The sequence below is a fragment of the Stenotrophomonas sp. T8 genome (assembly GCF_051853085.1).
GTDB lineage: Bacteria > Pseudomonadota > Gammaproteobacteria > Xanthomonadales > Xanthomonadaceae > Stenotrophomonas > Stenotrophomonas sepilia.
In genome coordinates this window covers 2,808,745-2,831,269 of record NZ_CP195329.1, presented here as the reverse complement: position 1 = coordinate 2,831,269, position 22,525 = coordinate 2,808,745, and the positions used below count along the sequence as shown (strand labels likewise).

At 68.1% G+C, this 22,525-nt stretch carries 19 protein-coding genes; 5 read left to right on the top strand and 14 right to left on the bottom strand.

Annotated elements, in window-relative coordinates; all coding sequences use genetic code 11:
• Nucleotides 1-80: 80 nt before the first annotated feature.
• Entirely contained in the window at nucleotides 81-2,645 is a 2,565-nt protein-coding gene (gene mprF / locus ACSDHM_RS13280) for a bifunctional lysylphosphatidylglycerol flippase/synthetase MprF (RefSeq protein ID WP_188240757.1), read from the bottom strand.
• Nucleotides 2,646-2,838: 193 nt separating this feature from the next.
• Between mprF and ACSDHM_RS13275 the strand changes: the two genes are divergently transcribed.
• The gene (locus tag ACSDHM_RS13275; RefSeq protein WP_005418155.1) at nucleotides 2,839-3,186 is read left to right on the top strand and encodes a RidA family protein; all 348 of its coding nucleotides are present in this window, start codon (nucleotides 2,839-2,841) and stop codon (nucleotides 3,184-3,186) included.
• 50 nt (nucleotides 3,187-3,236) lie between these two features.
• Here the strand turns inward: ACSDHM_RS13275 and rnfB are convergent, their stop codons facing one another.
• The 9 genes from rnfB to ACSDHM_RS13230 all read right to left on the bottom strand — a co-directional run bounded on the left by rnfB (nucleotide 3,237) and on the right by ACSDHM_RS13230 (nucleotide 12,431).
• Nucleotides 3,237-3,650: an Rnf electron transport complex subunit RnfB gene (gene rnfB / locus ACSDHM_RS13270; protein WP_151355456.1), complete on the bottom strand. Its 414-nt coding sequence runs from the start codon at nucleotides 3,648-3,650 to the stop codon at nucleotides 3,237-3,239.
• A gap of 24 nt (nucleotides 3,651-3,674) precedes the next feature.
• Nucleotides 3,675-4,265: an HAD family hydrolase gene (locus ACSDHM_RS13265; protein WP_151355457.1), complete on the bottom strand. Its 591-nt coding sequence runs from the start codon at nucleotides 4,263-4,265 to the stop codon at nucleotides 3,675-3,677.
• Between the two features lie 78 nt (nucleotides 4,266-4,343).
• Nucleotides 4,344-6,416, bottom strand: coding sequence for a methionine--tRNA ligase (gene metG, locus ACSDHM_RS13260; protein ID WP_072169113.1), 2,073 nt, complete (start codon nucleotides 6,414-6,416; stop codon nucleotides 4,344-4,346).
• Nucleotides 6,417-6,516: 100 nt separating this feature from the next.
• The gene (locus ACSDHM_RS13255; RefSeq protein WP_049415741.1) at nucleotides 6,517-6,960 is read right to left on the bottom strand and encodes a DUF2147 domain-containing protein; all 444 of its coding nucleotides are present in this window, start codon (nucleotides 6,958-6,960) and stop codon (nucleotides 6,517-6,519) included.
• A gap of 479 nt (nucleotides 6,961-7,439) precedes the next feature.
• Nucleotides 7,440-7,844: an SMU1112c/YaeR family gloxylase I-like metalloprotein gene (gene gloA2, locus ACSDHM_RS13250; RefSeq protein ID WP_072169114.1), complete on the bottom strand. Its 405-nt coding sequence runs from the start codon at nucleotides 7,842-7,844 to the stop codon at nucleotides 7,440-7,442.
• The gene (locus ACSDHM_RS13245) at nucleotides 7,841-8,911 is read right to left on the bottom strand and encodes a serine hydrolase domain-containing protein (protein ID WP_088496128.1); all 1,071 of its coding nucleotides are present in this window, start codon (nucleotides 8,909-8,911) and stop codon (nucleotides 7,841-7,843) included. Before ACSDHM_RS13245 ends, gloA2 begins: the two co-directional genes overlap by 4 nt.
• A gap of 16 nt (nucleotides 8,912-8,927) precedes the next feature.
• On the bottom strand, nucleotides 8,928-10,868 hold the full coding sequence (locus ACSDHM_RS13240) for a DUF885 family protein (protein WP_439426322.1): 1,941 nt from the start codon (nucleotides 10,866-10,868) through the stop codon (nucleotides 8,928-8,930).
• 94 nt (nucleotides 10,869-10,962) lie between these two features.
• Entirely contained in the window at nucleotides 10,963-11,751 is a 789-nt protein-coding gene (locus tag ACSDHM_RS13235) for a queuosine precursor transporter (protein WP_061479667.1), read from the bottom strand.
• Nucleotides 11,748-12,431: a DUF502 domain-containing protein gene (locus tag ACSDHM_RS13230; protein WP_088496126.1), complete on the bottom strand. Its 684-nt coding sequence runs from the start codon at nucleotides 12,429-12,431 to the stop codon at nucleotides 11,748-11,750. The genes ACSDHM_RS13235 and ACSDHM_RS13230 overlap by 4 nt, the downstream gene beginning before the upstream one ends.
• Before the next feature lie 76 nt (nucleotides 12,432-12,507).
• Here ACSDHM_RS13230 and ACSDHM_RS13225 point away from each other — a divergent pair, with 76 nt between their 5' ends.
• Entirely contained in the window at nucleotides 12,508-13,824 is a 1,317-nt protein-coding gene (locus ACSDHM_RS13225; protein WP_088496125.1) for a hypothetical protein, read from the top strand.
• A 127-nt stretch (nucleotides 13,825-13,951) separates the two neighbouring features.
• Here ACSDHM_RS13225 and ACSDHM_RS13220 read toward each other — a convergent pair whose 3' ends face one another.
• From ACSDHM_RS13220 to trxA, 4 genes are all read right to left on the bottom strand, one after another.
• Complete coding sequence (locus ACSDHM_RS13220; RefSeq protein WP_439426321.1) at nucleotides 13,952-14,404, bottom strand: DUF4442 domain-containing protein; 453 nt, start codon at nucleotides 14,402-14,404, stop codon at nucleotides 13,952-13,954.
• 98 nt (nucleotides 14,405-14,502) lie between these two features.
• A complete protein-coding gene (locus tag ACSDHM_RS13215; RefSeq protein WP_061479663.1) occupies nucleotides 14,503-16,125 on the bottom strand; it encodes a CHASE2 domain-containing protein in 1,623 nt (540 codons plus the stop codon).
• Nucleotides 16,122-17,822 (bottom strand): FecR family protein, encoded by a 1,701-nt coding sequence (locus ACSDHM_RS13210; protein ID WP_088496124.1) that lies wholly within the window; start codon nucleotides 17,820-17,822, stop codon nucleotides 16,122-16,124. The genes ACSDHM_RS13215 and ACSDHM_RS13210 overlap by 4 nt, the downstream gene beginning before the upstream one ends.
• Before the next feature lie 107 nt (nucleotides 17,823-17,929).
• Nucleotides 17,930-18,787, bottom strand: coding sequence for a thioredoxin (gene trxA, locus ACSDHM_RS13205; RefSeq protein WP_069139614.1), 858 nt, complete (start codon nucleotides 18,785-18,787; stop codon nucleotides 17,930-17,932).
• Between the two features lie 49 nt (nucleotides 18,788-18,836).
• Here trxA and ACSDHM_RS13200 point away from each other — a divergent pair, with 49 nt between their 5' ends.
• The 3 genes from ACSDHM_RS13200 to leuS all read left to right on the top strand — a co-directional run bounded on the left by ACSDHM_RS13200 (nucleotide 18,837) and on the right by leuS (nucleotide 22,392).
• Nucleotides 18,837-19,016: a hypothetical protein gene (locus tag ACSDHM_RS13200; RefSeq protein WP_141653594.1), complete on the top strand. Its 180-nt coding sequence runs from the start codon at nucleotides 18,837-18,839 to the stop codon at nucleotides 19,014-19,016.
• A gap of 28 nt (nucleotides 19,017-19,044) precedes the next feature.
• Complete coding sequence (locus ACSDHM_RS13195; RefSeq protein ID WP_072168536.1) at nucleotides 19,045-19,644, top strand: DUF998 domain-containing protein; 600 nt, start codon at nucleotides 19,045-19,047, stop codon at nucleotides 19,642-19,644.
• A 105-nt stretch (nucleotides 19,645-19,749) separates the two neighbouring features.
• Nucleotides 19,750-22,392, top strand: a complete 2,643-nt coding sequence (gene leuS, locus ACSDHM_RS13190) for a leucine--tRNA ligase (RefSeq protein WP_072168545.1) — start codon at nucleotides 19,750-19,752, stop codon at nucleotides 22,390-22,392.
• Nucleotides 22,393-22,525: the final 133 nt, after the last annotated feature.

The window sequence follows — 22,525 nt, the reverse complement described above, 5'->3', positions numbered from 1 at the left end:
GCCAGCGTGCTGGAAAATGCCGACCTTGGTCGGCGCTGGCGTGTCGACCAAGGTCGACACCTGCCGGGTGGTGCGGGTCGTCAGTTGCGCCGCGGGTCCAGAGAGATCAGGCGCGTGGCGTCCAGCAGCGCCGCCGGCAGGTGCATGCCGCCAGGCGCGGCGAGATAGCGTGGCCGCCACTGCGGATCGAACTTCGACTTGAAGCGGCGCAGGCCACTGAACCCGTAGAAACGTTCGCCATGCCGCGCCAGCAGGCCGGCCAGCCGGTTCCAGCGGCCAGCCAGACGATGCTGTGCCAGCCCGGAAAGCGGCGCCATGCCCAGCGAGAAACGTGCATAGCCCTGTGCGCGGCCCCACAGGAACAGCTCGATGAAGAGGAAGTCCATCGTGCCCTTCGGTGCTTCGCTGACGTGGCGCATCAGGTCCACCGACAGCTCGGCGCCTGCCGGTGCCTGCCACAGGTTGGCGAAGGCCACGATCTGGCCTTCGGCCTCGACCAGCGCCACCGGGAAGCGCACCAGGTAATCCGGGTCGTAGCTGCCGAGCGAGAAGCCCTTTTCGTCGCCGGCCTTGTCTTCCAGCCATGCGTTGGAGATCGCGTGCAGGCGCGGCAGCAGGCTGGGAACTTCCTCCACGGGCGCCACGCGGAAGGACAGGCCACCCCGCTTGCCCCGGTTCCAGGCCTGGCGCAGGTCGGCGCGCTCGCGCCCTTCCAGGCCGAAATCATGCAGCGGCACCATCGCTTCTTCGCCCAGCTTGACCAGCCCCAGGCCGAGGTCAAGGTAGGTCTGCCAGTAGGACTCGCCGACCTGGTAGAAGACGGGGCGCAGGCCGAGGCGGTCGGCTTCCTCGCGGAAGCGCCAGATCAATGCGCGGGCGACGTCCGGCGGGCCGACCGGGTCGCCCATCGCGATCAGCGAACCTCCATAGCGCTGCATCATCACGAAGCCCAGTTTCGCTTCATCGCGCAGCACTGCCTTGTCAGCGGTCAGCACCAGGCAGGCCTGGGTGTCGGTGGCACCGGCCAGGACTGGCGCCAGCGATTGCAGCGTCGCTTCATCGGCGGCGGGCAGCGGGCTGCGTGTGCTGTGCAGCAGCCGCGCCAGGCCGAACATCACCAGCGCGATGGCCACCACCAGCAACGCGCGCAACGCGCGCGGTGCGTTGCCGGAGACCGCGAACTGCCACCACAGCTCGTTCTGGTATTCGACATGGCTGTAGGTGAAGAACAGCAGCCAGGTCACTGCCACCAGCACCAGGCCCAGGTTACGCAGCCACGGCCACGACCAGGCTTCATCCAGCAGCGCACCCTGGCGGTAGAACTCGCGGCGCGCGGCCCACAGCGCCATCGCCACCAGCACCGCCGAGACGGCAATCAACGGTTGGCCACCGCGCAGCCACAGCGGCAGCGGGGTGGCCACGCACACCGCCATCGCCAGCATCCACGCCGCGTGGCTGCGCCGGGCCAGGCCCTGCCCGATCAGCAGCAGCGCGACACCACTGAGGCTGCCGATCAGGTGCGAGGTTTCCAGGATCGGCAGCGAGGCATTCACCAGGTGCCGGCGTGGCGTGGGCAGCGTGCCATCGATGACCAGCGCGGCGCCGATGCTGAACACCGCCAGCGCGATGATCTGCGGCAACCATGGGCGCAGTGCGTTCCAGCCGGCGCGGGTTGCCCCGGCACTGGCCTGCAGCGGCTGGCGCAGCGCGGGCGCAAGGGCGAGCAACGTGGCCAGCACCAGCGGTAGTACGTAATAGGTCACGCGGTAGATCAACGCGGCCGCCAGCACCGCCGCCGGTGCCACCTGCGGCAACAGCTTCAACAGGCTCCATTCGAACACGCCCAGGCCGGCCGGCACGGTCGAGACCAGGCCGGCCAGTACCGCGACGAGGTACAGGCCGACGAAGCCGGGCAGGCCGGTGGGCGTCGAGTCCGGCAGCAGCACATAGAACGCGGCGCTGGCCAGCACCAGCTCGATCACGCTGAGCACGGTGACGCCGAGCATGGTGCGGCGGTCGGGTAGCCACAACGCATGGCCGAACACGCTGAACTGCCGTCCATCGCGACCGACCAGCAGCACGGTACCCAGATAGGCGAGCAGGGCGACGATGCCGACGATGCGCACGGCATCGGGATTCAGTGGCAATGCCAACGCCGCTGCCGCCGGTTCCATGCAGAGCGCCACGCTGATCAACAGCCACGCACCGAACACGAAACCGAGCGTGCTCATCAGCACCACCTGGCCGATCTGCGCCAGGTCCAGGCCGGCGCTGCGGTAGCCACGCAGGCGCACTGCGCCGCCGGTCAGCGCGGCAAAGCCCACGGTCTGGCCCAGCGTATGCGCAAGGAAGGCGGTGATGCCGATGCGTGCCGGATGCACGCGGATTCCGCTGCGACGCAGGCCGATGGCATCGAAGCCGATCAGGCAGGCGTAGCTGGCCAGGCCGAGCACCACGGTGAGCGTGATCTGCAGGCCACTGAGCTGGCGGAACGCCTGGCGGATGGCGCGGTAGCCGTGCTCATCGAATTCATTGGCCAGGCCATGCAGGGCCAGCGACAGGATCAGCAGGGGAACGACAATGGTGAGGATCCGCTTCCATGCCGGGGTGGAGGAAGCGGCGGCGGGGTTGGTGGCTGCGGTCATCGGCGCAAGGGTGCGTCAGGAGGGGCGAGTGCGGTGTCAACGCGGGGCGTGGCGCATCGTGCGCCTGTCGCCGCCATTTGACCAGCGGATGTGTCGGAGCCCGGTAGTGACGTGTCGCGCGGGGGACCCGTGCACCCACCGTTGACCGGATTGGAGGACAATGCGGGCCTGATCACCCGCAGGAGCCACGCCCATGATGGAGCGTTACGACGTCGGACCGCGCATGTCCGAAATGACCGTGTACAACAAGGTCGCCTACCTCTCCGGCCAGATTCCGGAAGACACCAGCCAGGACATCACCGGCCAGACCCGGCAGGTGCTGGCGGAGATCGACAAGCTGCTGGCGCTGGTCGCCAGCGATCGCCAGCACGTGCTGCGTGCGGAAGTGTTCCTGGCCGACATCGCCGACTTCGACGGCATGAACAAGGCGTGGGACGAGTGGGTGGTCGAGGGCGCGACCCCGGCCCGCGCAACCTTCGAAGCCAAGCTCGCCCACGCCGAGTGGAAGGTCGAGATCGTGGTGACGGCAGCGGTGCCGTAACTGCGGGATGGGGTCAGATCCCTTTCCTGCGGAAAGGGATCTGACCCCTGTTACAGCGGCACCAGCTCGATGCAGTCCACCGGGCACGGCGGGATGCACAGCTCGCAGCCGGTGCACAGGTCGGCAATGACCGTGTGCATGTACTTGGCGCCGCCGACGATGGCGTCCACCGGGCAGGCCTGGATGCACTTGGTGCAGCCGATGCAGTCGGCTTCGACGATCAACGCCACCTGGGCCGCCTTGTGCTCGCCGCGCGAACGATCGAACGGAATCGCCGGTACGCCCAGCACCTGCGCCAACGCCCGTGCACCGGCGTCGCCACCCGGCGGGCAGCGGTCCACACCCGCCTCGCCACGTGCCATTGCCTGCGCGTACGGGCGGCAGCCGTCATAGCCGCATTGCCCGCATTGGGTCTGCGGCAGCAGGCGGTCGAGGCGTTCGGTCAGGGGCGGGATCAGGCTCATGCGTGGCGGAGGCTGCGCGTTGGGTTATTTCAGGGGCTTGCCGCGGAACCAGCGCTCGTGGGCCAGCGCCAGCATCGGCTTGTCTTCGGAACTGTCACCGTAGGCATGGATGCGCACGTAGCGCGACAGATCGAACTGGCGGCGGATGTGCTCGGCCTTGCGCGGACCGCAGTCGCCACCGGCGTAACGGCCGGTCAGGCGGCCGTCCTGGCTTTCCAGCCGGTTGCAGATCAGCTGCAGGCCCAGCTGCTCGCACCACGGCCGCAGGTACAGGTCCAGCGAGCCGGACACGATCACGACGGTGTGCTGCTGTTCCTTGTGCCAGCGGATCTGCTCCAGCATTTCCGGGCGCACCACGTCGGGCAGGAACTCACGCGAGAAGCCGGCGGCCAGCGTGGCGATGTCATCGCTGTGGCGGTCACTGAAGGTCAGGCGGGTGACGCGGGCGCGGATGCGTTCGGCCGAGATCAGCTTCAGCCTGTACGCGGCCAGCCACGGCCCGACTTTCCACCATGCCTGTGCCAGCTGTTCGGCGGTGGCCACGCGGCGCAGGAAGCGGCCATAGGTATCGCAGGTGGTCACGGTGTGGTCGAAGTCGAACAGCGCCAGTTCCATTGCGTTGCTTCCCATCGCGTTGCCTCCCGGGGCCGGAGCTGCCGGCGGGCGTGGCCGTAACCACGCCCGCTGCAGGCATCAGCGGACCGGCATGCCCGGCTGCGCGCCGCTGTCGGCGTCCAGCAGCGCCAGTGCGCCACCGTCGAAGCCGGCCGACAGGATCATGCCTTCGCTCAGGCCGAAGCGCATCTTGCGCGGGGCCAGGTTGGCGATGAACACCACGCTGCGGCCCACCAGCTTCTCCGGTTCGCCGTAGCTGCCACGGATGCCGGAGAAGATCTGGCGCTTGCCCAGCTCGCCGGCGTCCAGTTCGAAGCGCAGCAGCTTGTCCGAACCTTCCACGAACTCGCAGACCAGCACCTTGCCGATGCGCAGGTCGAGCTTGGCGAAATCGTCGATGCCGATGTAGGCCGACGCGTCGGCGCTCATTGCTTCGTCCTTGGCCGGGGCCGGAGCCGGGGCGGCCGGCTTGGCGGCGGGGGCAGCGGCAGCCGCCGGCTGCAGGGTGTCCTTGGAGGCGTCGATCATGGCGTCAATCTTCTTCGGGTCAATACGGGTGAACAGCGGGGTGTACTCGGTGATGCGGTGTCCCAGCAGCGGTTGCGCCAGCTCGGTCCAGTCATTCACCGGCGCGGCGAGGAAGGCCTCGGCCTGCGCGGCGGTGGCCGGCAGCACCGGCTTCAGGGCGGTGACCAGCACGCGGAACAGGTTCAGGCCCTGGCTGCACACGGCCTGCAGCTGCGCATCGGCGCCTTCCTGCTTGGCGATGACCCACGGCTTGACGTCGTCGATGTAGCGGTTGGCTTCGTCGGCCAGGGTCATGGTCAAGCGGATCGCCGCGGCCGGGTCGTTGCGCTCGTAGGCTTCACGGATCGGCGCCAGGCCATCGACGAAGCGCTGGTACTGCGCCGCATCGGGGAGCTGCGCGGCCAGCTGGCCGTCGAAGCGCTTGCTGATGAAGCCGGCGCAGCGGCTGGCCAGGTTGACGAACTTGCCGACCAGGTCGGCGTTGACGCGGGCGATGAAGTCACCCAGGTTCAGGTCGAGATCGTCGACGCCACCGCCGGACTTGGCGGCGTAGTAGTAGCGCAGCGCTTCCGGCTCCAGGCCAGCATCGAGGAAGGTACGGGCCATCACGAAGGTGCCGCGAGACTTGCTCATCTTGGCGCCGTCCACGGTCAGGTAGCCGTTGACGTGCAGGCGGGTCGGCGCGCGGTGGCCGGTTCCGTGCAGCACCGCCGGCCAGAACAGCCCGTGGAAGTTGACGATGTCCTTGCCGATGAAGTGGTGCAGTTCGGTGGCGGTGCCGGCACGCAGGTGCGCTTCGAAGTCCTCACCGATCCTGCCGCACAGGGTCTGGAAGCTGGACAGGTAGCCGATCGGTGCGTCCAGCCAGACATAGAAGTACTTGCCCGGCTGGCCGGGAATCTGGAAACCGAAGTACGGCGCATCGCGCGAGATGTCCCACGCGCGCAGGCCGCCTTCGGCATTGAGCCACTCGCCCAGCTTGGCCTTCACGCCCGGCAGGGCGACATCGCCGGCCAGCCACTCGCGCAGGAACGCATCGAAGTGGCCCACCTCGAAGAAGAAGTGCTCCGAATCGCGCATTTCCGGCGTGGCGCCGGAGATGACCGAACGCGGCTCCTTCAGGTCGGTCGGTGCATAGGTCGCGCCGCAGACTTCGCAGTTGTCGCCGTACTGGTCGGCACTGCCACAGTTCGGACAGATGCCCTTGACGTAGCGGTCGGGCAGGAACATGCCCTTGGCCGGGTCGTAGAACTGCGCGACCGAACGGCGGCTGATGTGGCCGGCCGCTTCCAGCTTCAGGTAGAACTGCTCGGTCAACGCCTTGTTGGCCGCCGAATTGGTCGAGTCGTAGTGGTCGAAGGCCACGCCGAAGGCGGCGAAGTCACGTTCGTGGCTGGCCTGGATGTTGGCGATGAAGGTTTCCGGGGTGACCCCGGCCTTTTCCGCGGCCAGCATGATCGGCGTGCCGTGGGTGTCATCGGCGCAGACGAACCAGGTCCTGCCGCCGCTCATTCGCCGCGCACGTACCCAGATGTCAGCCTGGATGTAGCCGACCAGATGGCCCAGGTGCAGCGGGCCGTTGGCGTAGGGCAGGGCGGTGGTGACGAGCGCGGTACGGGTCATGGTCGCGGGTGGATCCAAGGGGAACCGCAGAGTATCGCATGCCCGCAACGACGTGACCCGGCCGGGGCCGGGTCACGGGGTTGAAGCAGGTGCGGGGCGCTTATTCGCGCTGCCAGGTCTGCGCGCGGCAGATGAAGGCGATGCAGCCGGACACGTCCAGCCGGGTGCCGCCGGGCTGCAGTTCCATCTTCGACTTGTAGGTCTTGCCGTTGGCCGGGTCGAGGATGGTGCCGCCGGACCACTTGTTGGCGCCGTCGGCCTTCAGGTTCCAGAGGATGGTCATGCCCTTCACCGGCTTGTTCCTGTTGGCGCCTTCACAGCCGTCACAGACCGGGTTCGGGCCCTTGTCCGAGTGCAGGATGTCGACCACCTTGCCGGTCAGCGTGCCGTTGGGGGCCTGGGTGATCTCGACGATCGACTTCACCTTCCCGGTCTTGTCGTCGATGGTCTTCCAGCGGCCGGCGGCGCCGTCGGCGGCCTGCGCCGAGAGCGCGGCCAGGCACAGCGGCAATGCCAGCAGCAGGGTCTTGAAGGTCTTGCGCATGGTCCCCTCCCAGGGTTCATTCCGGCACGGTGCCGGCATGGGTCGACTGTATACCCATTCGGCGGAGTATGGGGAAGGGGGGCGTTGCAGGGTTGCGCCCTGCACCCGCGGTAGTGCCGGCCGCTGGCCGGCAACCTCAACGGCGGGATTCCGTGGGATGGCGGGGCGGTGTGGGTGGGCAGGACACGCCGTAAACTCCGCTCCGCGGTCCGGCCCAGCCGCTGGCGGCTGGGCGTTCGGGCGCTTGCGAAGCAGTGCTTCGCAAGCAACGCGCCCTCACCCTTGGGGGCTCGATGGCGCCATCCATGGCGCCAACGGTCCTGCCCACCCACACCGCCCCACCTCTGACAAATTCCTTCGGCTGTTGGTAGGTGTCGACCTTGGTCGACACGGTAGATCCACGCGTGGATGACGTTTCCGGTGGCGGCGATGGGGTCAGATCCCTTTTCCGTCGGAAAAGGGATCTGACCCCAGGGCCGTCAACCGACTTCGTACAGTTCCAGCGGCAGGCCGTCGGGGTCGGCGAAGAAGGTGAAGCGGCGGCCGGTGTATTCGTCCACGCGGATCGGTTCGCAGTCCACGCCGTGGCTGGCCAGGCGTTCGATGAACGGCTCCAGCGCAGCGACCCGGAACGCGAGGTGGCGCAGGCCCTGGGCCTCCGGGCGGCTGGGGCGGGGCGGTGGCGAGGGGAACGAGAACAGTTCCAGCTGTCCGCCGTCGGGCAGGGCCAGGTCCAGTTTCCAGGAATCGCGCGCAGCGCGGTGGTTCTCGGCCAGTACGCGCAGGCCGAGGATACGGACGTAGAAGTCTTTTGAACGCGCGTAATCGCTGCAGATCAGTGCCGCATGGTGGATGCCCAGCAGGGCGTCGGAACCAGTGTTCATTGCAGGGTGTCCAGCCAGCGCTGGGCGATCTTCAGTGCCAGCGGATAAGGTTCGGGGGCGTTGCGGTTGGTCAGCACGATCACGGTCAGGTGCTTTTCCGGGTGTCGCACGACCACATTGCGGAAGCCGATGCTTTCGCCACTGTGCCATTGCACCGGGCCGTTCAGGCGCCAGCCGAAGCCGTAGTGCGGCACATCCGGTTCGGATGTCGATGTGGCCGGGCTGAACATCGCGCGGCGCGAGGCCTTCGACAGCAGGCGGTCGTCGTACAGCGCCGCATCCCAGCGGGCGAGGTCGTCCAGCGAGGAGTAGATCCCGCCATCGCCGAGCACGGCACTGGTGGCGCTCTGGTCGGTGCGCTGCCAGCGGCCATCGATCCAGCTGTAGCCATAGGCGCGTGCGGCGATGGTATCCATGCCGTCCTGATGGGCCACAGTGTGGGCCATGCCTAGCGGGCGGAAGATGCGCTGTTGCAGGAAGGCTGCGAAATCCAGGCCGGAGGCACGGCCGACGATCAGTGCCAGCAGCGCATAGCCGCTGTTGCTGTAGTGGTACTGCGTGCCCGGCGCGAACTTCAGCCGGTCCTGGCGTGACAGCAGGGTCAGCACATCGGCGTCATGCACCTGCCGAGTGTCAGCCGGATCCATCAGGTCTTCGTAGTCGAGCAGGCCGCCGGTGTGCGAGAGCAGCTGGCGGATCGTGATGGCCGCGGCAGCCGGTGGCAGTTCGGGCAGCCACTGCCGGGCGGGTTGATCCAGCCCAAGCCGGCCATCCTCCACCAGCAGCAGCACCGCCGCAGCGGTGAACTGCTTGCTGACCGAGGCCAGCCGGAAGTTGCTGGCCGGGGTGACCGCAGTGCCGTCCTCCACCACCGCCAGGCCGTAGCCACGGCGGAACACCGCTTGCCCGTCGTGCAGCACCAGGACTGCAGCACCGGGTACCTGGCCGTCGTAGGCCTGCATCAGCCCGTCGATGCCCGCATCCGGTGGCGTCAGCACCGGTGCGGCGATACCCGTTGAAGGCAGCAGGCCCAGCACGACGGCGAACAGGGCGACGGCAGGGCGCATGGTGGCTCCGGAGGGGTCAAGGAGAAGGCGTGGGCGTAGTGCTGGCCGGCTGAACCATCCAGCGTTCCATCTTGCGGTCAAGCACGTCCAGCGGCATCGAGCCGTCCTTCAGCAGTTCGGCGTGGAAGCGGCGCAGGTCGAAGGCGGCGCCCTGGCGTGCCTTGGCCTTGTCGCGCAGGGCAACGATGGTGGTCAGGCCGGCGACATTCGACAGCGCCTGGCCGGGCTGGGCCATGATCCGCTCGACTTCGGCGTTGGCATCGTCGCTGCTCATGTCCACGGTCTTCTGCAGGTAGGTGACAGCCTGCTGCTTGCTCCAGCCCTGGGCGTTCACGCCGGTGTCGGCCACCACGCGGGCGGCGCGCAGCAGGCGCGAGTACAGGTAGCCGATGCGGTCGTAGGGATCGGTGTAGATGCCCAGATCCTCGCCCAGCGTTTCTGCGTACAGGCCCCAGCCTTCGACGAAGGCGAGATCGCCACCGAGGCGGCGGAAGCGTGGCAGCTTGGCCAGCTCCTGCTGCAGGCCCAGCTGCACGTGGTGGCCCGGGATCGCTTCATGCAGGTACTGCACCGGCACGTTCCAGCGCTTTCGGCTGGGCAGGTCGCGGGTGTTGATGTACAGCACGCCCGGTTGACCGGCCGCCGACGGCTGATAGGCGGCAGCGGCGGCGGTCAGTGCACGTTCCGGTTCCACCGCACGGACCTCCAGCGGTGCCTGCGGCAAGGTATCCAGCACCTGCGGCAGGCGTGCGCTGACCTGTTGCTGCACCTGGCGGTAGCGGTTGATCAGCGCGTTGGCGTCGCCGTACTGGAACTGGCGGTCGTTGCGCATGCTGCGCAGCAGCTTGGTGGGAGAGCCGCGCAGCTTGGCGTCCTTCATCACCGTGGCGATCTGCGCCTGCAGTTCCTGCACGCGCTGTTCGCCCAGCGCATGCAGTTGTGCGGCGGTCTGGTCGCTGGCGGTGGTCTGCACGATCAGGTTGGCGTACCAGGCCTGGCCATCGGGCAATGCGCCCAGGCCGCTGCTGGTGCGTGTGGCCGGCAGGTATTCGGTGGCGATGAAGCCGCGCAGGGCACGGTAGGCCGGCATGATGCGCAGCTCGATCATGCGCTTGTATTCGGCGCTGATGCGCGCCTTGTCCTCAGCCGGGATGGTGTTCGGCATGGTGCGGATCGGCGACCAGAAAATGCTTTCCTCGGCGGTGGGCTTGATCACCGCATCCAGCTGCGGCAGCACTTTTTCCATCAGGTCGCGTGGTTGCACCACGCCGGCCTTCATGCCCTGGCGCATGTTGTCGATGGCCTGGTCGAACAGCTCGGGAATGCCCAGCGAACGGCGTGACCAGGTGTCGTAGTCCTGCACGGTGTTGAATGGCTGTGCGCCCGCACCGGAGCCGAGGATCGCCATGATGCTGCCGATGTTGTAGTACTGGCTGATCGGCATCATCCAGCTCGGGTAGCGCTCGGCGGCCAGTGATGCGCGCGCGTCGCGCACGAAGATCTCGTAGCTGAGCAGGTCCTGGCCCTGCAGGCCGTCACTGCCGAGCTTCTCGACCTTGCCCAGCCATTGCGTGGTGAAGTCGTGCGACTGCTGGCGCCAGGCGGCGGACAGGATGTTGGGCAGCTGGTCGTTGTAGCGGGCCTCGCCCTGGAAGGTGGCCTGCAGCGGGTTCAACCGCATCGAGGCATCCCAGTACTCGTCGTACAGGCGCTCCAGCTGCACCTGCTTGGGTACGGCCCGGGCCGGGGCGACCGGGCGCGGCGCGGCGCGGCGCGCCGAGCTGCCACGCGCCGGCGCGGTGACGCGGGCGGGCCTGGCCTTGGGCTTGGCAGCCTGGCGGGTCTGCGCGGCGGCAGGGCGGCTGGCCTTTTTCTTCGCTGCTTCGGCCGACGGTACGGCACTGAACAGGAACAACGCGGCAATGGCGGCGGCCAGGGCGCGGGTGTGATGCGGCATCAGGAGCTTCCGTGGAACACAGACCGTGGAGCTTGCACGATCCGGCCGCGTACGGCCAGCGTGAAGGCGCAGTCAGCTTGCCGTCGCTGGGGCTTCAGTCAGCCGCGGCGGCGGCGCGCAGCGCGGCGGCCCTGTCTGCGCCCAGGTAGCGGGTGATCGCACGCCGCATCAGGTACAGCAGTGGAATCAAGGCAACCGCAAAGCCCATCTTGTAGATGTAGTTGACGCTGCTGACGGCCAGGAACAGTGAGGTCGGCCAGTGCTGCGGGCCGAGCACGAAGGCGATCCAGATCACTACAAAGCTGTCCACCACCTGGGAGATCGCGGTGGATCCGGTCGCACGCAGCCACACGTGGCGCTCGCCGGTGGCCTGGCGGATGCGGTGGAACACGGCCACGTCGATCAGCTGGCCGAGCAGGAAGGCCACCAGCGAACCGGCGATGGTCCACATGCCCTGGCCGAACACCGCTGCGAATGCCGCCTGGTAGTCCGGCACGCCGTGGCCGTCCATCGAGGTGACCCACCAGCTGGCCGGCGCCAGCGAGATCGCTGCGAAGGCGAACAGGAAGCCATAGGCGATCAGCACCACGGCCAACCACGAGATGAAGCGCACGCCGCGCTTGCCGAAAAATTCGTTGATCGTGTCGGTCATGATGAACACCACCGGCCACAGCAGGGTACCGGCGGTGAAGCTGAGCGAACCGGTCTGGCCAAACAGGTTCCAGTTCAGCGGATCAATGCCGAGGGTGTCTTCCAGCGCGAAGATCTTCACCCCGATCAGTTCGGCCAGCACGGCGTTGCCGCAGAAGAACGCGGCCAGCACGATGAACAGCAGGACCGCGCGGTCCTGCAGCGGGCGCTCGATTGGCGCCGCGGTGGTCATTGGCTGCGTTCGCCTGCGCGCGTGAACGGAACGCTGGACGGTGCGACGGCACCGCCGGAAATGATGAAGCTCATGGCCTGGTCGACGGTCCAGTCGGTCGGGGTCAGCAGCTCCACCGGCACGATCTCCAGGTAACCCGAGGTCGGGTTCGGCGTGGTTGGCACGTACACCGCGGCCAGTTCACGGTCGGTGCCCTGTTCCTTGATCACGCGGGTGACCAGCCCGACCGACTTCATGTCGCGGTGCGGGAAATCGATCAGCACCACGCGCTGGGTGCTGCCCGGCTCGGTCTGCAGCATGTCCAGCAGCTTCTTGGCGCTGTCGTAGATGATGCTGGCCAGCGGAATGCGCTTGATCACCGCGCCGACCCAGCGCAGCAGGCGCTGGCCGAGCACGCGGCGGCTGGCCACGCCCACTGCCAGGATCACCAGCAGGGTGGCGAGCAGGGCGATGGTGTTCTGGATCCACTCGGCACGGACCCAGCCGAGGTAATGCGGGAAGCTTGTCGCGATCTGCTCGGAAAGCGGCACCACCAATGGGCTGGAAATGCCCGACAGCAGCACGAACACGAACTTGACCACGACCCAGGTCAGCCAGATCGGCAGCAGGGTCAGCAGGCCGGTCAGGAACAGGCGCTGCAGGGAGGGGCGGGGGACCAGGGCGGGGGCTTCGAGCGACATGCGCGCATTGTAGCGGCCACAGCCGGTCGATTACGCTGGGGGATCGACTGCGGCAACGATGCATGGAAGGGAAGCTGTGTTGAAGATTCTGCGCGGACTGGGCTGGGCCCTGGCAGGACTGCTGGTGCTGGCCATCGTGGCGTGGTGTGCCTCGCGCATGTGGCCCGTGCCGGAATCACGGCTGCAGGCCCAGCAGCGGTTGCAGGCCCGCCTGCCCGCTGATGGCCGCAACGGCTTTGCGCTGCTGTGGACACTCGCGTTCGACGATCTCGACCCGGGCCAGCGCGATCAGGCGCTGGTCCGGGACGTACAGCGCTGGGAGGCGGATCCGCGCGGCAATGGCGGCGCCCGTCCGCAGCTGGCAGAGGACCACGTCGAGCTGCAATCACGGCCTTCGGCCAGCTGCGGACCGACCGCCAGTGACTGCCTCGCCCAGGTGCGCGCGGACCCGCAGCGCTTCGTCGATGCCCACGCTGGCCACCAGCAGCTGCATGCGCGCCTGGACCAGCTGGCCGATGCGGATCACTTCGTGTCGCCGTTCCGGCCCAAAGGCGAAGGCATCCTCGTGCCGATGCCGACCTATGGCTTGGTGATCGACGCCACCAGCGCACGCGCGCTGGCCTATGTGCAGGGTGATATCGACGGTGCGCTGCGTGGCAGTTGCCGCGGGCTGCAGCTGGGCCGCCGGCTGGTGACGGGCGGCAGCTACCTGGTGGAGAGCATCATCGGTGCCAGCCTGGTGCAGGCCAATGCCCAGCTGCTGGCCGACATGCTGGTTGAACTGCCGGCCGACCAGCCGCTGCCTGCGGAATGCGAGCAGGCGATGAAGCCGATGCGGGCCGCCGAACAGAGCCTGTGCCGTGCGATGCAGGGCGAGTATGCGATGAGCAGGGCTGCGATCGAAACCTCGGCGCAGGAGTTCGGTGGTGTGCTGGTACTCGATCGCAGCAGCACCCTGGCGCGTGTGGCGGGCAACCTGGGCTGGGCCTGTGGCGCGGCGGCGATGACCGCGCTGGAGGCGGATCGCCCGCTGCCGGTGCCGGCACCGCCGCAGCATGACTTCGGCTGCCTGTCGAACATCATGGGGTGCGTGCTGGCCGATATCGCGGGCCCGGCCTATCCGGCCTATTCGTCACGGCCCCAGGATGCTGCCGCGATGGTGCGGCTGATCGGTGCGCAACGCTGGCTGCGACAGCAGGCCGAGGACCCTGTGGATGCGCTGAAGCGCTTGCCTGCCCAGTTCCGCTCGCAGGTGCGGACACCGCAGTTGTCGGCCGATGGCCGCCGCCTGCAGGTACCGCGGCGCTCAGCGCCGCGCAGCACCGACGAGAGCCCATGGTTGTCGGTACCGATGGTGGCGGGGGACGCCCCGGCCGCCGCCGCGCGCGACTGAGCAGCGGCGGCCAGTGCGCGCTGTCCCCGTCATCCTCGCGGCTGCCTTCGCTCCGCAGGTGCACACGCGCATACGGGCGCATCGGAGCCTCCCTGGCAGGGCAGCAGAGGACAGCGCCCGCGCCGGATCAGCGCGCGTGTGGCTTCAACCGCAGATAGACCTGCTTGCGCACCTGGGCGACCACCTCGCCGCTGTCGTCGACGACGTCGTTGCTGAACCAGCGCAGCAACTTCTCGCCGCCCGCTGCTTCGGCACGCAGTTCGGCCAGCAGCGCATCGTCGATGCGGAACGAGGTGCGCACCGTGCCCCGGCCAGGCTTGAGGAAATCGATCGCACCGGCCCGGTCCCACACGTAGTAGTCACGGCCGAGGATGTGCAGCAGGCCCAGCATCCAGAACGGGTCGGTCATCGCGAACAGGCTGCCGCCGAAATGCGTGCCGACGTAGTTGCGGTTCCACGGGCGCAGCCGCAGCTCGACGTCGATCTGCCGGTAATCGGGCGTGATGCGGGTGACATGGATGCCGGTGAACAGGAACGGTGGCCACAGGTTGATGCCGAAGCGGAACAGGCGGGCGTTCATGCGGGTCCGGGGGCGCGAGGCGAGGCGCCCAGTCTAACCATTCGCATGCGTATGTTGCACCCCGGGCGTGTGTCCTACGGCGGCGTGCATGTCCTGCCTCATGGGCCGTCGATCATGTACCCGTCGCGGCCGTTGGCCTTGGCCTGATAAAGGGCGGTGTCGGCGCCTTCCACGAAATGGTGGGGCTGCAGTTCGCCGTCGGGCACGCGGGTGAATACGCCGATGGTGAGCGTGACGGTATCGTCGCTGCCATCGCCCGGCGCCGGCAAGGCGCGCACGCAGGCAATCAGGTCCTCGATCACCTGGCGTGCGCCCTCGGCCGGTGTATCCGGCAGCACCAGCGCGAATTCGTCACCACCGTAGCGTGCCGCCATGTCGCGCGGGCGGCGCGCATGGGCGCCGATCAGGCGGGCGACATCACGCAGCACGCGGTCGCCGACCTGGTGCCCGTGGCGATCGTTATGGCGCTTGAAGTGGTCGACGTCGATCAGCGCCAGGCTCAATGGCTTGCCGCTGCGCCGCGCTGCATCACATTCCTGCTGCAGCGACTGCTCGAAGCGGAGGCGGTTGCCCAGGCCGGTAAGGGCGTCGCGGTTGGCCTGGCGGTGCCAGGCCGAGATCCGCCACACCGCCCAGACCAGCAGTGCCAGCGTCACGCCCAGCATCGCGCTGGCCGGCGCCCACCACAGGTCACTCGTGCGCAGCAGCAGCCAGCTCAGCAGGGCAGGCATCGGCAACGAACACAGCGCGACCAGCCAGGGCAGGCGCAGGCCGAGCAGGATCACGCACAGCGCCACCAGCACACCGCTGATGGCGTGCTGCCAGGCATGCGGTAGAACATCGATCTGCCTGTGCTGCAGCAGCATCGAGGTGATGTTGGCCTGGTACTCGCTGCCGCTCATCCAGAACTCGCGGGTGGTCGGGGTCAGCAGGCGGGGCGCGATGCCGCTGGCCGTCATGCCAACTACGATGCGGCGGCCATGCAGCATCGCCATGTCCACGTGGCCATCGAGAACGTCCGCATAGGACACCTGCGGCAGCCGCTCGGGGGGGCCGGCGTAGCGCACGCGAACGTAATCGTCGCGACGCCATTGATAGGGCGAGCCCAGTTCCGGGTCGGGATCGGGCAGGCCGCGTACGGCACCGGCAGGCAGGTCGGCCAGTGCCAGGCCCAGTGCCGGCCAGTGCGGCTGGCCGATACCTGCGTGCAGATAGACGCCACGGGCGACGCCGTCGCCATCCACCTCGACATCGGTGTGGCCGATGGCGGCAGCACTGGCAGCGATCTGTGGGATCGGCAGCATCTCCTCGGCCATGCGGTCGCCGGCCGCCGGTGCGGCCAGCACCGGCAGCACCACCCGGCCATTGCGTCGGATGGCGGCCGCCAGTTGATCATCCTGTCGGCTGTCACGGCGATCCGGTTCGGACAGCATCAGGTCCAGCGCGACGCGTTCGGCGCCGGCATCGGTCAGGCGGTCAAGCAGGCGTGCATGCACCGAGCGGGGCCAGGGCCACTGGCCGATGCGCTGCAGGCTGCCTTCGTCGATGGCGACGATCAGCACGCTGGGATCGGGGCGGTAATCCCAGTTGCCGACCAGCGCGTCATAGGCCGCCTCGTCCTGCCGCCACAGCCATTGTCCCTGGCTGGCCACGATGGTCAGCACGCCGGCCAGCAGGGCCAGCAGGATCCGCTTCGACCATGGCAGCGGCGAGCGCCTCACAACAACAACCAGAGCAGCAGGGCGCCGCCACCCGCGCCGTAGCACAGGCGGCACGGCAGCGGGACCTGCTGGGCAGGCGAGAACGCGCTGGCGTGGCCGTCATCGTCGATGTACTGCACGCGTACATGCAGGGTGCCGCTCCACGGGCGCTTGAAGCTCACCTGCGGCTGGTCCACGGTTTCGTCGACCAGCGGTGCCTTGAAGTCGCCGCGGCGATCCACCTGCACCCGGTAGCGCTGGCCCTCGCTGCCGGCCTGCCAGCGCAGCGTGAGCTCGCCGTGTGCGGCCTCGGGTGGTTGCAGGGCCGGGTCCACCGGTTCGTTGCTCAGCTGCAGCGGCAACGCCTGGCCATAGCGGCCCTGTCGGCCTTCGCCATCGCGCGAGGCCACGCGCCAGTAGTACTGGCCGGGCGGCAGCGGTTGCGCCAGGCGCAGGTCGGTCGCATGGGTGGCCTGCTCCTGCAGGGGCTGCAGGAAGCTGGGTTCGGTGGCGATCTGCAGGACGCTGCTGCGCGCACCGGGGGCCTGGCTCCAGCGGAAACGCGGGCGGTCGCTGTTGATCGTCTGCCCATGCAGCGGCGATACGGTCAGCGGCGGTGGTGGCTGGTCACCGAGCTCGAAATCGGCGCTGGCATCCAGGCCTTCGACCCCCTGGGCGTCGACCGCGCGCAACAGGATGCGCAGTTGGCCAGGCGGCAGATCGCCGATCGCCAGCCGGGTGTCGGCGGTGGTGGCGGCGAACAGCAGGATCTCCGGCGTTGCCGCCTGCACCACTTCCACCCGGTAATGATCGGCGCCATTGACCGGTTCCCAGGCAAGCACGGTCGGCAGCGGCGCCAGGCGCAGCGCGTCATTGCGCAGCGCCGGCGCCGGCAGCAGTGCGGAGACCGCAGCGGGCGCCGCATCGGCACTGCTGCTGCGGGTCGCCTGGCCCGGCCGGACCAGGCGCTGGCCATGGGAGTTGCCGACCTGCACCTTGCCCTGCAGGACCTCGGTGGCACCGACGTGCCCGTTATCCCCGGCGCTGACCCGGAACACCGTGCCGCGCACGCTGCTGGTCGCGGTGGGCGCATCGATGATGTAACGCGAGGCGGGGCCGCGCGCCGGCGTCACCCGGTTGCTGGCTCGCCCCTGCTGCAGGCGCAGTCGGGTGTCGACCATGCCGGTGTGGCCGTAACGGCTCAGCTGGTCCAGGCGCAGGCGCGAGTACTCGCGAAGCTGCAGGCGCGAGGCATCGGCGAATTCCAGGGTGATGCTGGAATCGCCTTCGGTCTCCACGGTGTCACCGATATGCAGCTGTTCGCCGGCCTGGAGCGCGCGGGTCGCCGTGCCATCGGCGCCTGCCAGCGCGACCTTGCCGCGCACGGACAGCACCCGGGCCGGCGCCGGTTCGGTGCGCAGCCAGCTGATCGGGAAGCGCAGCAGCTGGCCCGGCGGCAACTGGTAGGGGTTGTCGATGCGGTTGTGCTGCTGCAGCTGCTGCCAGCGTACCGAGGGCTTCAGGTAGAGCCCGCCCAGGTCCCACAGGGTATCGCCGGGCCGGACCCGGTAGTTCCAGTCCTGGGCGCCGGCAATGGCGGGCATCAGGAAGAGGGCGCAGAGCAGAGCGCCCGTTAAATGCATGGCGAACGACAGAGAGCGGACGACGGTCACAGTTTGCAATCCCGGCAATGCGGGGGTGCAGCTGCAAGACCCCATGGCCCCGACCTCATCCCCCCGAACGGATCGTGGCGACCGCGTGGCCACCAGCGCGGGCATTATTGCCCGCGTTCAGTGCAGGGATTCTGAACGGAGCGGGTTCCCGTTCAGAACAGCAGCGACGCCATCCTGCGGCGGTACTGGCCGACCAGATCCTCGTCGGAGATCACATTGAAGGCGTCGATCAGCGCCTTGCGCGGCAGGCCTTCCTCGAATCCGCGGTCGATCCGCAGCATTTCCAGGAACTGGGCCAGCGCGGCCTCGTCATGACCGCCGAGCAGCAGTTGCACGCCGCGCAGGTGGCGGGCCTTGAGGTCCTTGCCGTCAGCGGCGATGCGTGCGTCCAGTACCTCGGCGGCCGGTGCATCCTTCAGCGCGGCGGCGAAGGCCAGGCGGGCGCGGGCACGCACGGCGCGGTCGTCGGTGGCCAGGTTGGCAGGCAGGCCGTCGATCAGGGTGCCTGCCTCGTCCACGCCACCGATCTGCAGCAGGGCCAGGGCCAGGTCGAGCTTCAGTTCATCCTTGTCCGGCTCGGCGGCGATCTGCGCACGCAGCACATCGACCTGCGCCTGCGGATCCAGCGGGGTGTCATCTTCGGGGACAGCATCGCCCACATCGGCCGGTACGATGCCGTGCTGGGCCAGGAACTCACGCAGCTGGCCTTCCGGAATGGCGCCGGGGAAGCCGTCCACCAGCTGGCCGCCCTTGACCAGGAACACGGTCGGCACCGAGCGGATCTGGAAGGCCGCAGCGATCTGCTGTTCCTTGTCGACATCGACCTTGGCCAGCTCGAACGCACCGTTGTACTCGGCAGCCAGCTTTTCCAGCATCGGGCCGAGGGTCTTGCACGGCCCGCACCAGGTGGCCCAGAAGTCGACCAGCACCGGCGTCTGCAGCGACTTCTGCAGGACTTCGGCCTCGAAGGTCGCAGTGGTGGCGTCGAATACGTAGGTCGTCTCGGTCATGGGGAAAGCATCGCTTGGCATCTGGAGACCGATTCTATGGTGACGATCGATGTCCGTCTCAACCCTGCCATCACATCGCGCGCGACGGCCTCGGGGGCGTGGCACGCAGTACAGCTCGTGGATCACCCGCTTTCCGGAGCTGACCGGCGTAGTGGTCGCGGTGCGCCGGAAGCACCCGGCCTCGGTCGCGCGCTTGGCGCACCGCGTCGCTGCCGCGACAATGCGCTGATCCATTCTTTTCCGGGTGACTGCGCGCAATGTCCATGGTCCGGCTTGATCGTTGGTTGGGACTGCTTGCTGCAGTCGTGTTCGTCCTGGCTGTGTCTGGCTTCGGTGCCGGCCTGGAGGGTTATGCACAGGCGCGCCACCCGGTGGCGCTGCTGGGTGCGCGGGGTGTACCGCATGCGCTGGCCTTCAATCTGCTTGGATTTGTGCTGCCCGGCGTGCTCGCCGCGGTGGTGGCTGAGCGCCTGCGCCGCAGCCTGCCCGCCACTGCCGGCTGGGCATCGAGGGTCGGCAGCCAGATGCTGCTGCTGGCTGGCCTGGGCTTTGCCGCGATGGGCTTGCTGCCGCTGGACGTGGACGATCTGCATGGGCCGGCCAGCCAGCTGCATGCCAGTGCCTGGATGATCTGGGTGCTGGGCTTCGTCGCCGGAACCCTGTTGCTGGGCACGACACAGCTGCGTCAGGCGCATGGCCGCGCCCTGGGCGCCTTGGCCCTGGGCTGCGGCATGCTGGCTGCGGTGGCCGCGTTTGCCCTGCAGGGCGTCCTGCCGGCGCCGCTGGCACAACGGCTGGCGTTCGCCTGCTGGGTGGCCTGGCTGGCCACCGCACTGCCGCTGTCGCGCCAACGCTGAGACGGCTCCCGGGGCATCGCGGCGCCCACCCCCAGCAGGCAGGATTGGAGACGTTTGCCGCACTGCGGTACGCTGTACCGCTTTGCCGCCGCATCCGCGTGTTCCATGACCAGCGCTGAAACCAACGCCTACGACCCGCAGCAGGTTGAATCCGCCGCCCAGCAGTACTGGGACGCCACCCGTGCCTTCGAGGTCGACGAGACCTCGGACAAGCCGAAGTACTACTGCCTGTCGATGCTTCCGTACCCGTCCGGTGCGCTGCACATGGGCCACGTGCGCAATTACACGATTGGCGACGTGATCAGCCGCTACAAGCGCATGACCGGCCACAACGTGCTGCAGCCGATGGGCTGGGACGCGTTCGGCCTGCCGGCGGAAAACGCCGCGATCAAGAACAAGACCGCGCCGGCGGCGTGGACCTACAAGAACATCGACCACATGCGCAGCCAGCTGAAATCGCTGGGCTATGCCATCGACTGGTCGCGCGAGTTCGCCACCTGCCGTCCGGACTATTACGTCCACGAGCAGCGCATGTTCACCCGCCTGATGCGCAAGGGCCTGGCCTATCGCCGCAACGCGGTGGTGAACTGGGACCCGGTCGACCAGACCGTGCTGGCCAACGAGCAGGTCATCGACGGCCGCGGCTGGCGCTCCGGTGCGCTGGTGGAGAAGCGTGAGATCCCGCAGTGGTTCCTGCGCATCACCGACTACGCCCAGGAACTGCTGGATGGCCTGGACGAGCTGGACGGCTGGCCGGAATCGGTCAAGACCATGCAACGCAACTGGATCGGCCGCTCGGAGGGCCTGGAAATCCAGTTCGACGTGCGCGACGTCGATGGTGGCGTGCTGGATCCGCTGCGCGTGTTCACCACCCGCCCGGACACGGTGATGGGCGTGACCTTCGTGTCGATCGCCGCCGAACACCCACTGGCGCTGCACGCAGCGAAGAACAACCCGGAACTGGCCGCGATGCTGGCCGACCTGAAGCAGGGCGGTGTGTCCGAGGCCGAGCTGGAGACCCAGGAAAAGCGCGGCATGGACACCGGCCTGCGCGCGCTGCACCCGGTCACCGGCGAGCCGGTCCCGGTGTGGGTCGCCAATTTCGTGCTGATGGGCTACGGCACCGGTGCGGTGATGGCGGTGCCGGGCCATGACCAGCGCGACAATGAAGTGGCCAACAAGTACGGCCTGCCGATCAAGCAGGTCATCGCGCTGAAGGACCCGCGTACTGAAGAAGAACGCAACTGGGACGGCAGCCGCTGGCAGGACTGGTACAGCGACAAGAACCGTGCCTTCGAACTGGTCAACTCGGCCGAATTCGACGGCTTGGACTTCCAGGGCGCGTTCGAAGCGCTGGCCGAACGTTTCGAGCGCAAGGCCCAGGGCCAGCGCCGCGTCAACTACCGCCTGCGCGACTGGGGCGTGAGCCGCCAGCGCTACTGGGGTTGCCCGATTCCGGTGATCTACTGCGCCAAGTGCGGTGCGGTGCCGGTGCCGGAGGAGCAGCTGCCGGTGGTACTGCCGGAGGACGTGGCGTTCTCCGGGACCGGTTCGCCGATCAAGACCGACCCGGAATGGCGCAAGACCACCTGCCCGGAATGCGGTGGCGCCGCCGAGCGCGAGACCGACACCTTCGACACCTTCATGGAGTCGAGCTGGTACTACGCCCGCTACACCTCGCCGGGTGCCCGTGACGCCGTCGACAAGCGCGGCAACTACTGGCTGCCGGTCGACCAGTACATCGGTGGCATCGAGCACGCGATCCTGCACCTGATGTATTTCCGCTTCTATCACAAGCTGCTGCGCGACGCGCGGATGGTGGACAGCAACGAGCCGGCGCGCAACCTGCTGTGCCAGGGCATGGTGATCGCCGAGACCTACTACCGCCCGAATCCGGACGGTTCGAAGGACTGGATCAACCCGGCCGATGTGGAAGTGCAGCGTGACGAGCGCGGCCGCATCACCGGCGCCACCCTGATCGCCGACGGCCAGCCGGTGGTGGTCGGTGGCACCGAGAAGATGTCCAAGTCGAAGAACAACGGCGTGGACCCGCAGGCGATGGTCGGCAAGTACGGCGCCGACACCGTGCGCCTGTTCTCGATGTTCGCCGCGCCGCCGGAGCAGTCGCTGGAGTGGAACGAGGCCGGCGTGGACGGCATGGCGCGCTTCCTGCGCCGCCTGTGGGCCCAGGTGCAGAAGCATGCTGCCGACGGTGCCGCCCCGGCGCTGGACGTTGCAGCACTGGATGCCAACCAGAAGGCGCTGCGCCGCAAGACCCATGAAACCATCGGCAAGGTCGGTGACGACTACGGCCGCCGCCACAGCTTCAATACCGCCATCGCAGCGGTGATGGAGCTGATGAACGCGCTGGCCAGGTTCGAGGACGACAGCGAGCAGGGCCGCGCGGTGCGCCAGGAAGCGCTGCAGGCCGTCGTGCTGCTGCTGAACCCGATCACGCCGCATGCCAGCCACGCCCTCTGGCAGGTGCTTGGCCATGGCGAGACGCTGCTGGAAGACCAGCCGTTCCCGCAGGCCGACAGCAGTGCGCTGGTACGCGATGCGCTGACCCTGGCGGTGCAGGTCAACGGCAAGCTGCGCGGCACCATCGAGGTGGCGGCCGATGCCGCGCGCGAGCAGGTCGAGGCGCTGGCGCTGGCCGAGCCCAACGCGGCCAGGTTCATGGAAGGCCTGACGGTGCGCAAGATCATCATCGTCCCGGGCAAGATCGTGAACATCGTCGCCGCCTGATGTACCTCGCACCGGCCACCCGCGCGGTGGCCGGTGCCTTTCCAGAAGCAGGGCCGGGTGCTTGATGGCCCTGCATTCACGCGGCTTCGGGCACGCTGTGTGTTGCCGTGATCGCCCGGCTCCGCCAGACTGT

Excerpts from the sequence above, each read along its gene's own strand:
- mprF (WP_188240757.1), bottom strand. The coding sequence starts at position 2,645 with ATGACCGCAGCCACCAACCCCGCCGCCGCTTCCTCCACCCCGGCATGG.
- ACSDHM_RS13275 (WP_005418155.1), top strand. The coding sequence starts at position 2,839 with ATGATGGAGCGTTACGACGTCGGACCGCGCATGTCCGAAATGACCGTG.
- rnfB (WP_151355456.1), bottom strand. The coding sequence starts at position 3,650 with ATGAGCCTGATCCCGCCCCTGACCGAACGCCTCGACCGCCTGCTGCCG.
- ACSDHM_RS13265 (WP_151355457.1), bottom strand. The coding sequence starts at position 4,265 with ATGGAACTGGCGCTGTTCGACTTCGACCACACCGTGACCACCTGCGAT.
- metG (WP_072169113.1), bottom strand. The coding sequence starts at position 6,416 with ATGACCCGTACCGCGCTCGTCACCACCGCCCTGCCCTACGCCAACGGC.
- ACSDHM_RS13255 (WP_049415741.1), bottom strand. The coding sequence starts at position 6,960 with ATGCGCAAGACCTTCAAGACCCTGCTGCTGGCATTGCCGCTGTGCCTG.
- gloA2 (WP_072169114.1), bottom strand. The coding sequence starts at position 7,844 with ATGAACACTGGTTCCGACGCCCTGCTGGGCATCCACCATGCGGCACTG.
- ACSDHM_RS13245 (WP_088496128.1), bottom strand. The coding sequence starts at position 8,911 with ATGCGCCCTGCCGTCGCCCTGTTCGCCGTCGTGCTGGGCCTGCTGCCT.
- ACSDHM_RS13240 (WP_439426322.1), bottom strand. The coding sequence starts at position 10,868 with ATGCCGCATCACACCCGCGCCCTGGCCGCCGCCATTGCCGCGTTGTTC.
- ACSDHM_RS13235 (WP_061479667.1), bottom strand. The coding sequence starts at position 11,751 with ATGACCACCGCGGCGCCAATCGAGCGCCCGCTGCAGGACCGCGCGGTC.
- ACSDHM_RS13230 (WP_088496126.1), bottom strand. The coding sequence starts at position 12,431 with ATGTCGCTCGAAGCCCCCGCCCTGGTCCCCCGCCCCTCCCTGCAGCGC.
- ACSDHM_RS13220 (WP_439426321.1), bottom strand. The coding sequence starts at position 14,404 with ATGAACGCCCGCCTGTTCCGCTTCGGCATCAACCTGTGGCCACCGTTC.
- ACSDHM_RS13210 (WP_088496124.1), bottom strand. The coding sequence starts at position 17,822 with ATGGGGTCTTGCAGCTGCACCCCCGCATTGCCGGGATTGCAAACTGTG.
- trxA (WP_069139614.1), bottom strand. The coding sequence starts at position 18,787 with ATGACCGAGACGACCTACGTATTCGACGCCACCACTGCGACCTTCGAG.
- ACSDHM_RS13200 (WP_141653594.1), top strand. The coding sequence starts at position 18,837 with ATGTCCGTCTCAACCCTGCCATCACATCGCGCGCGACGGCCTCGGGGG.
- ACSDHM_RS13195 (WP_072168536.1), top strand. The coding sequence starts at position 19,045 with ATGTCCATGGTCCGGCTTGATCGTTGGTTGGGACTGCTTGCTGCAGTC.
- leuS (WP_072168545.1), top strand. The coding sequence starts at position 19,750 with ATGACCAGCGCTGAAACCAACGCCTACGACCCGCAGCAGGTTGAATCC.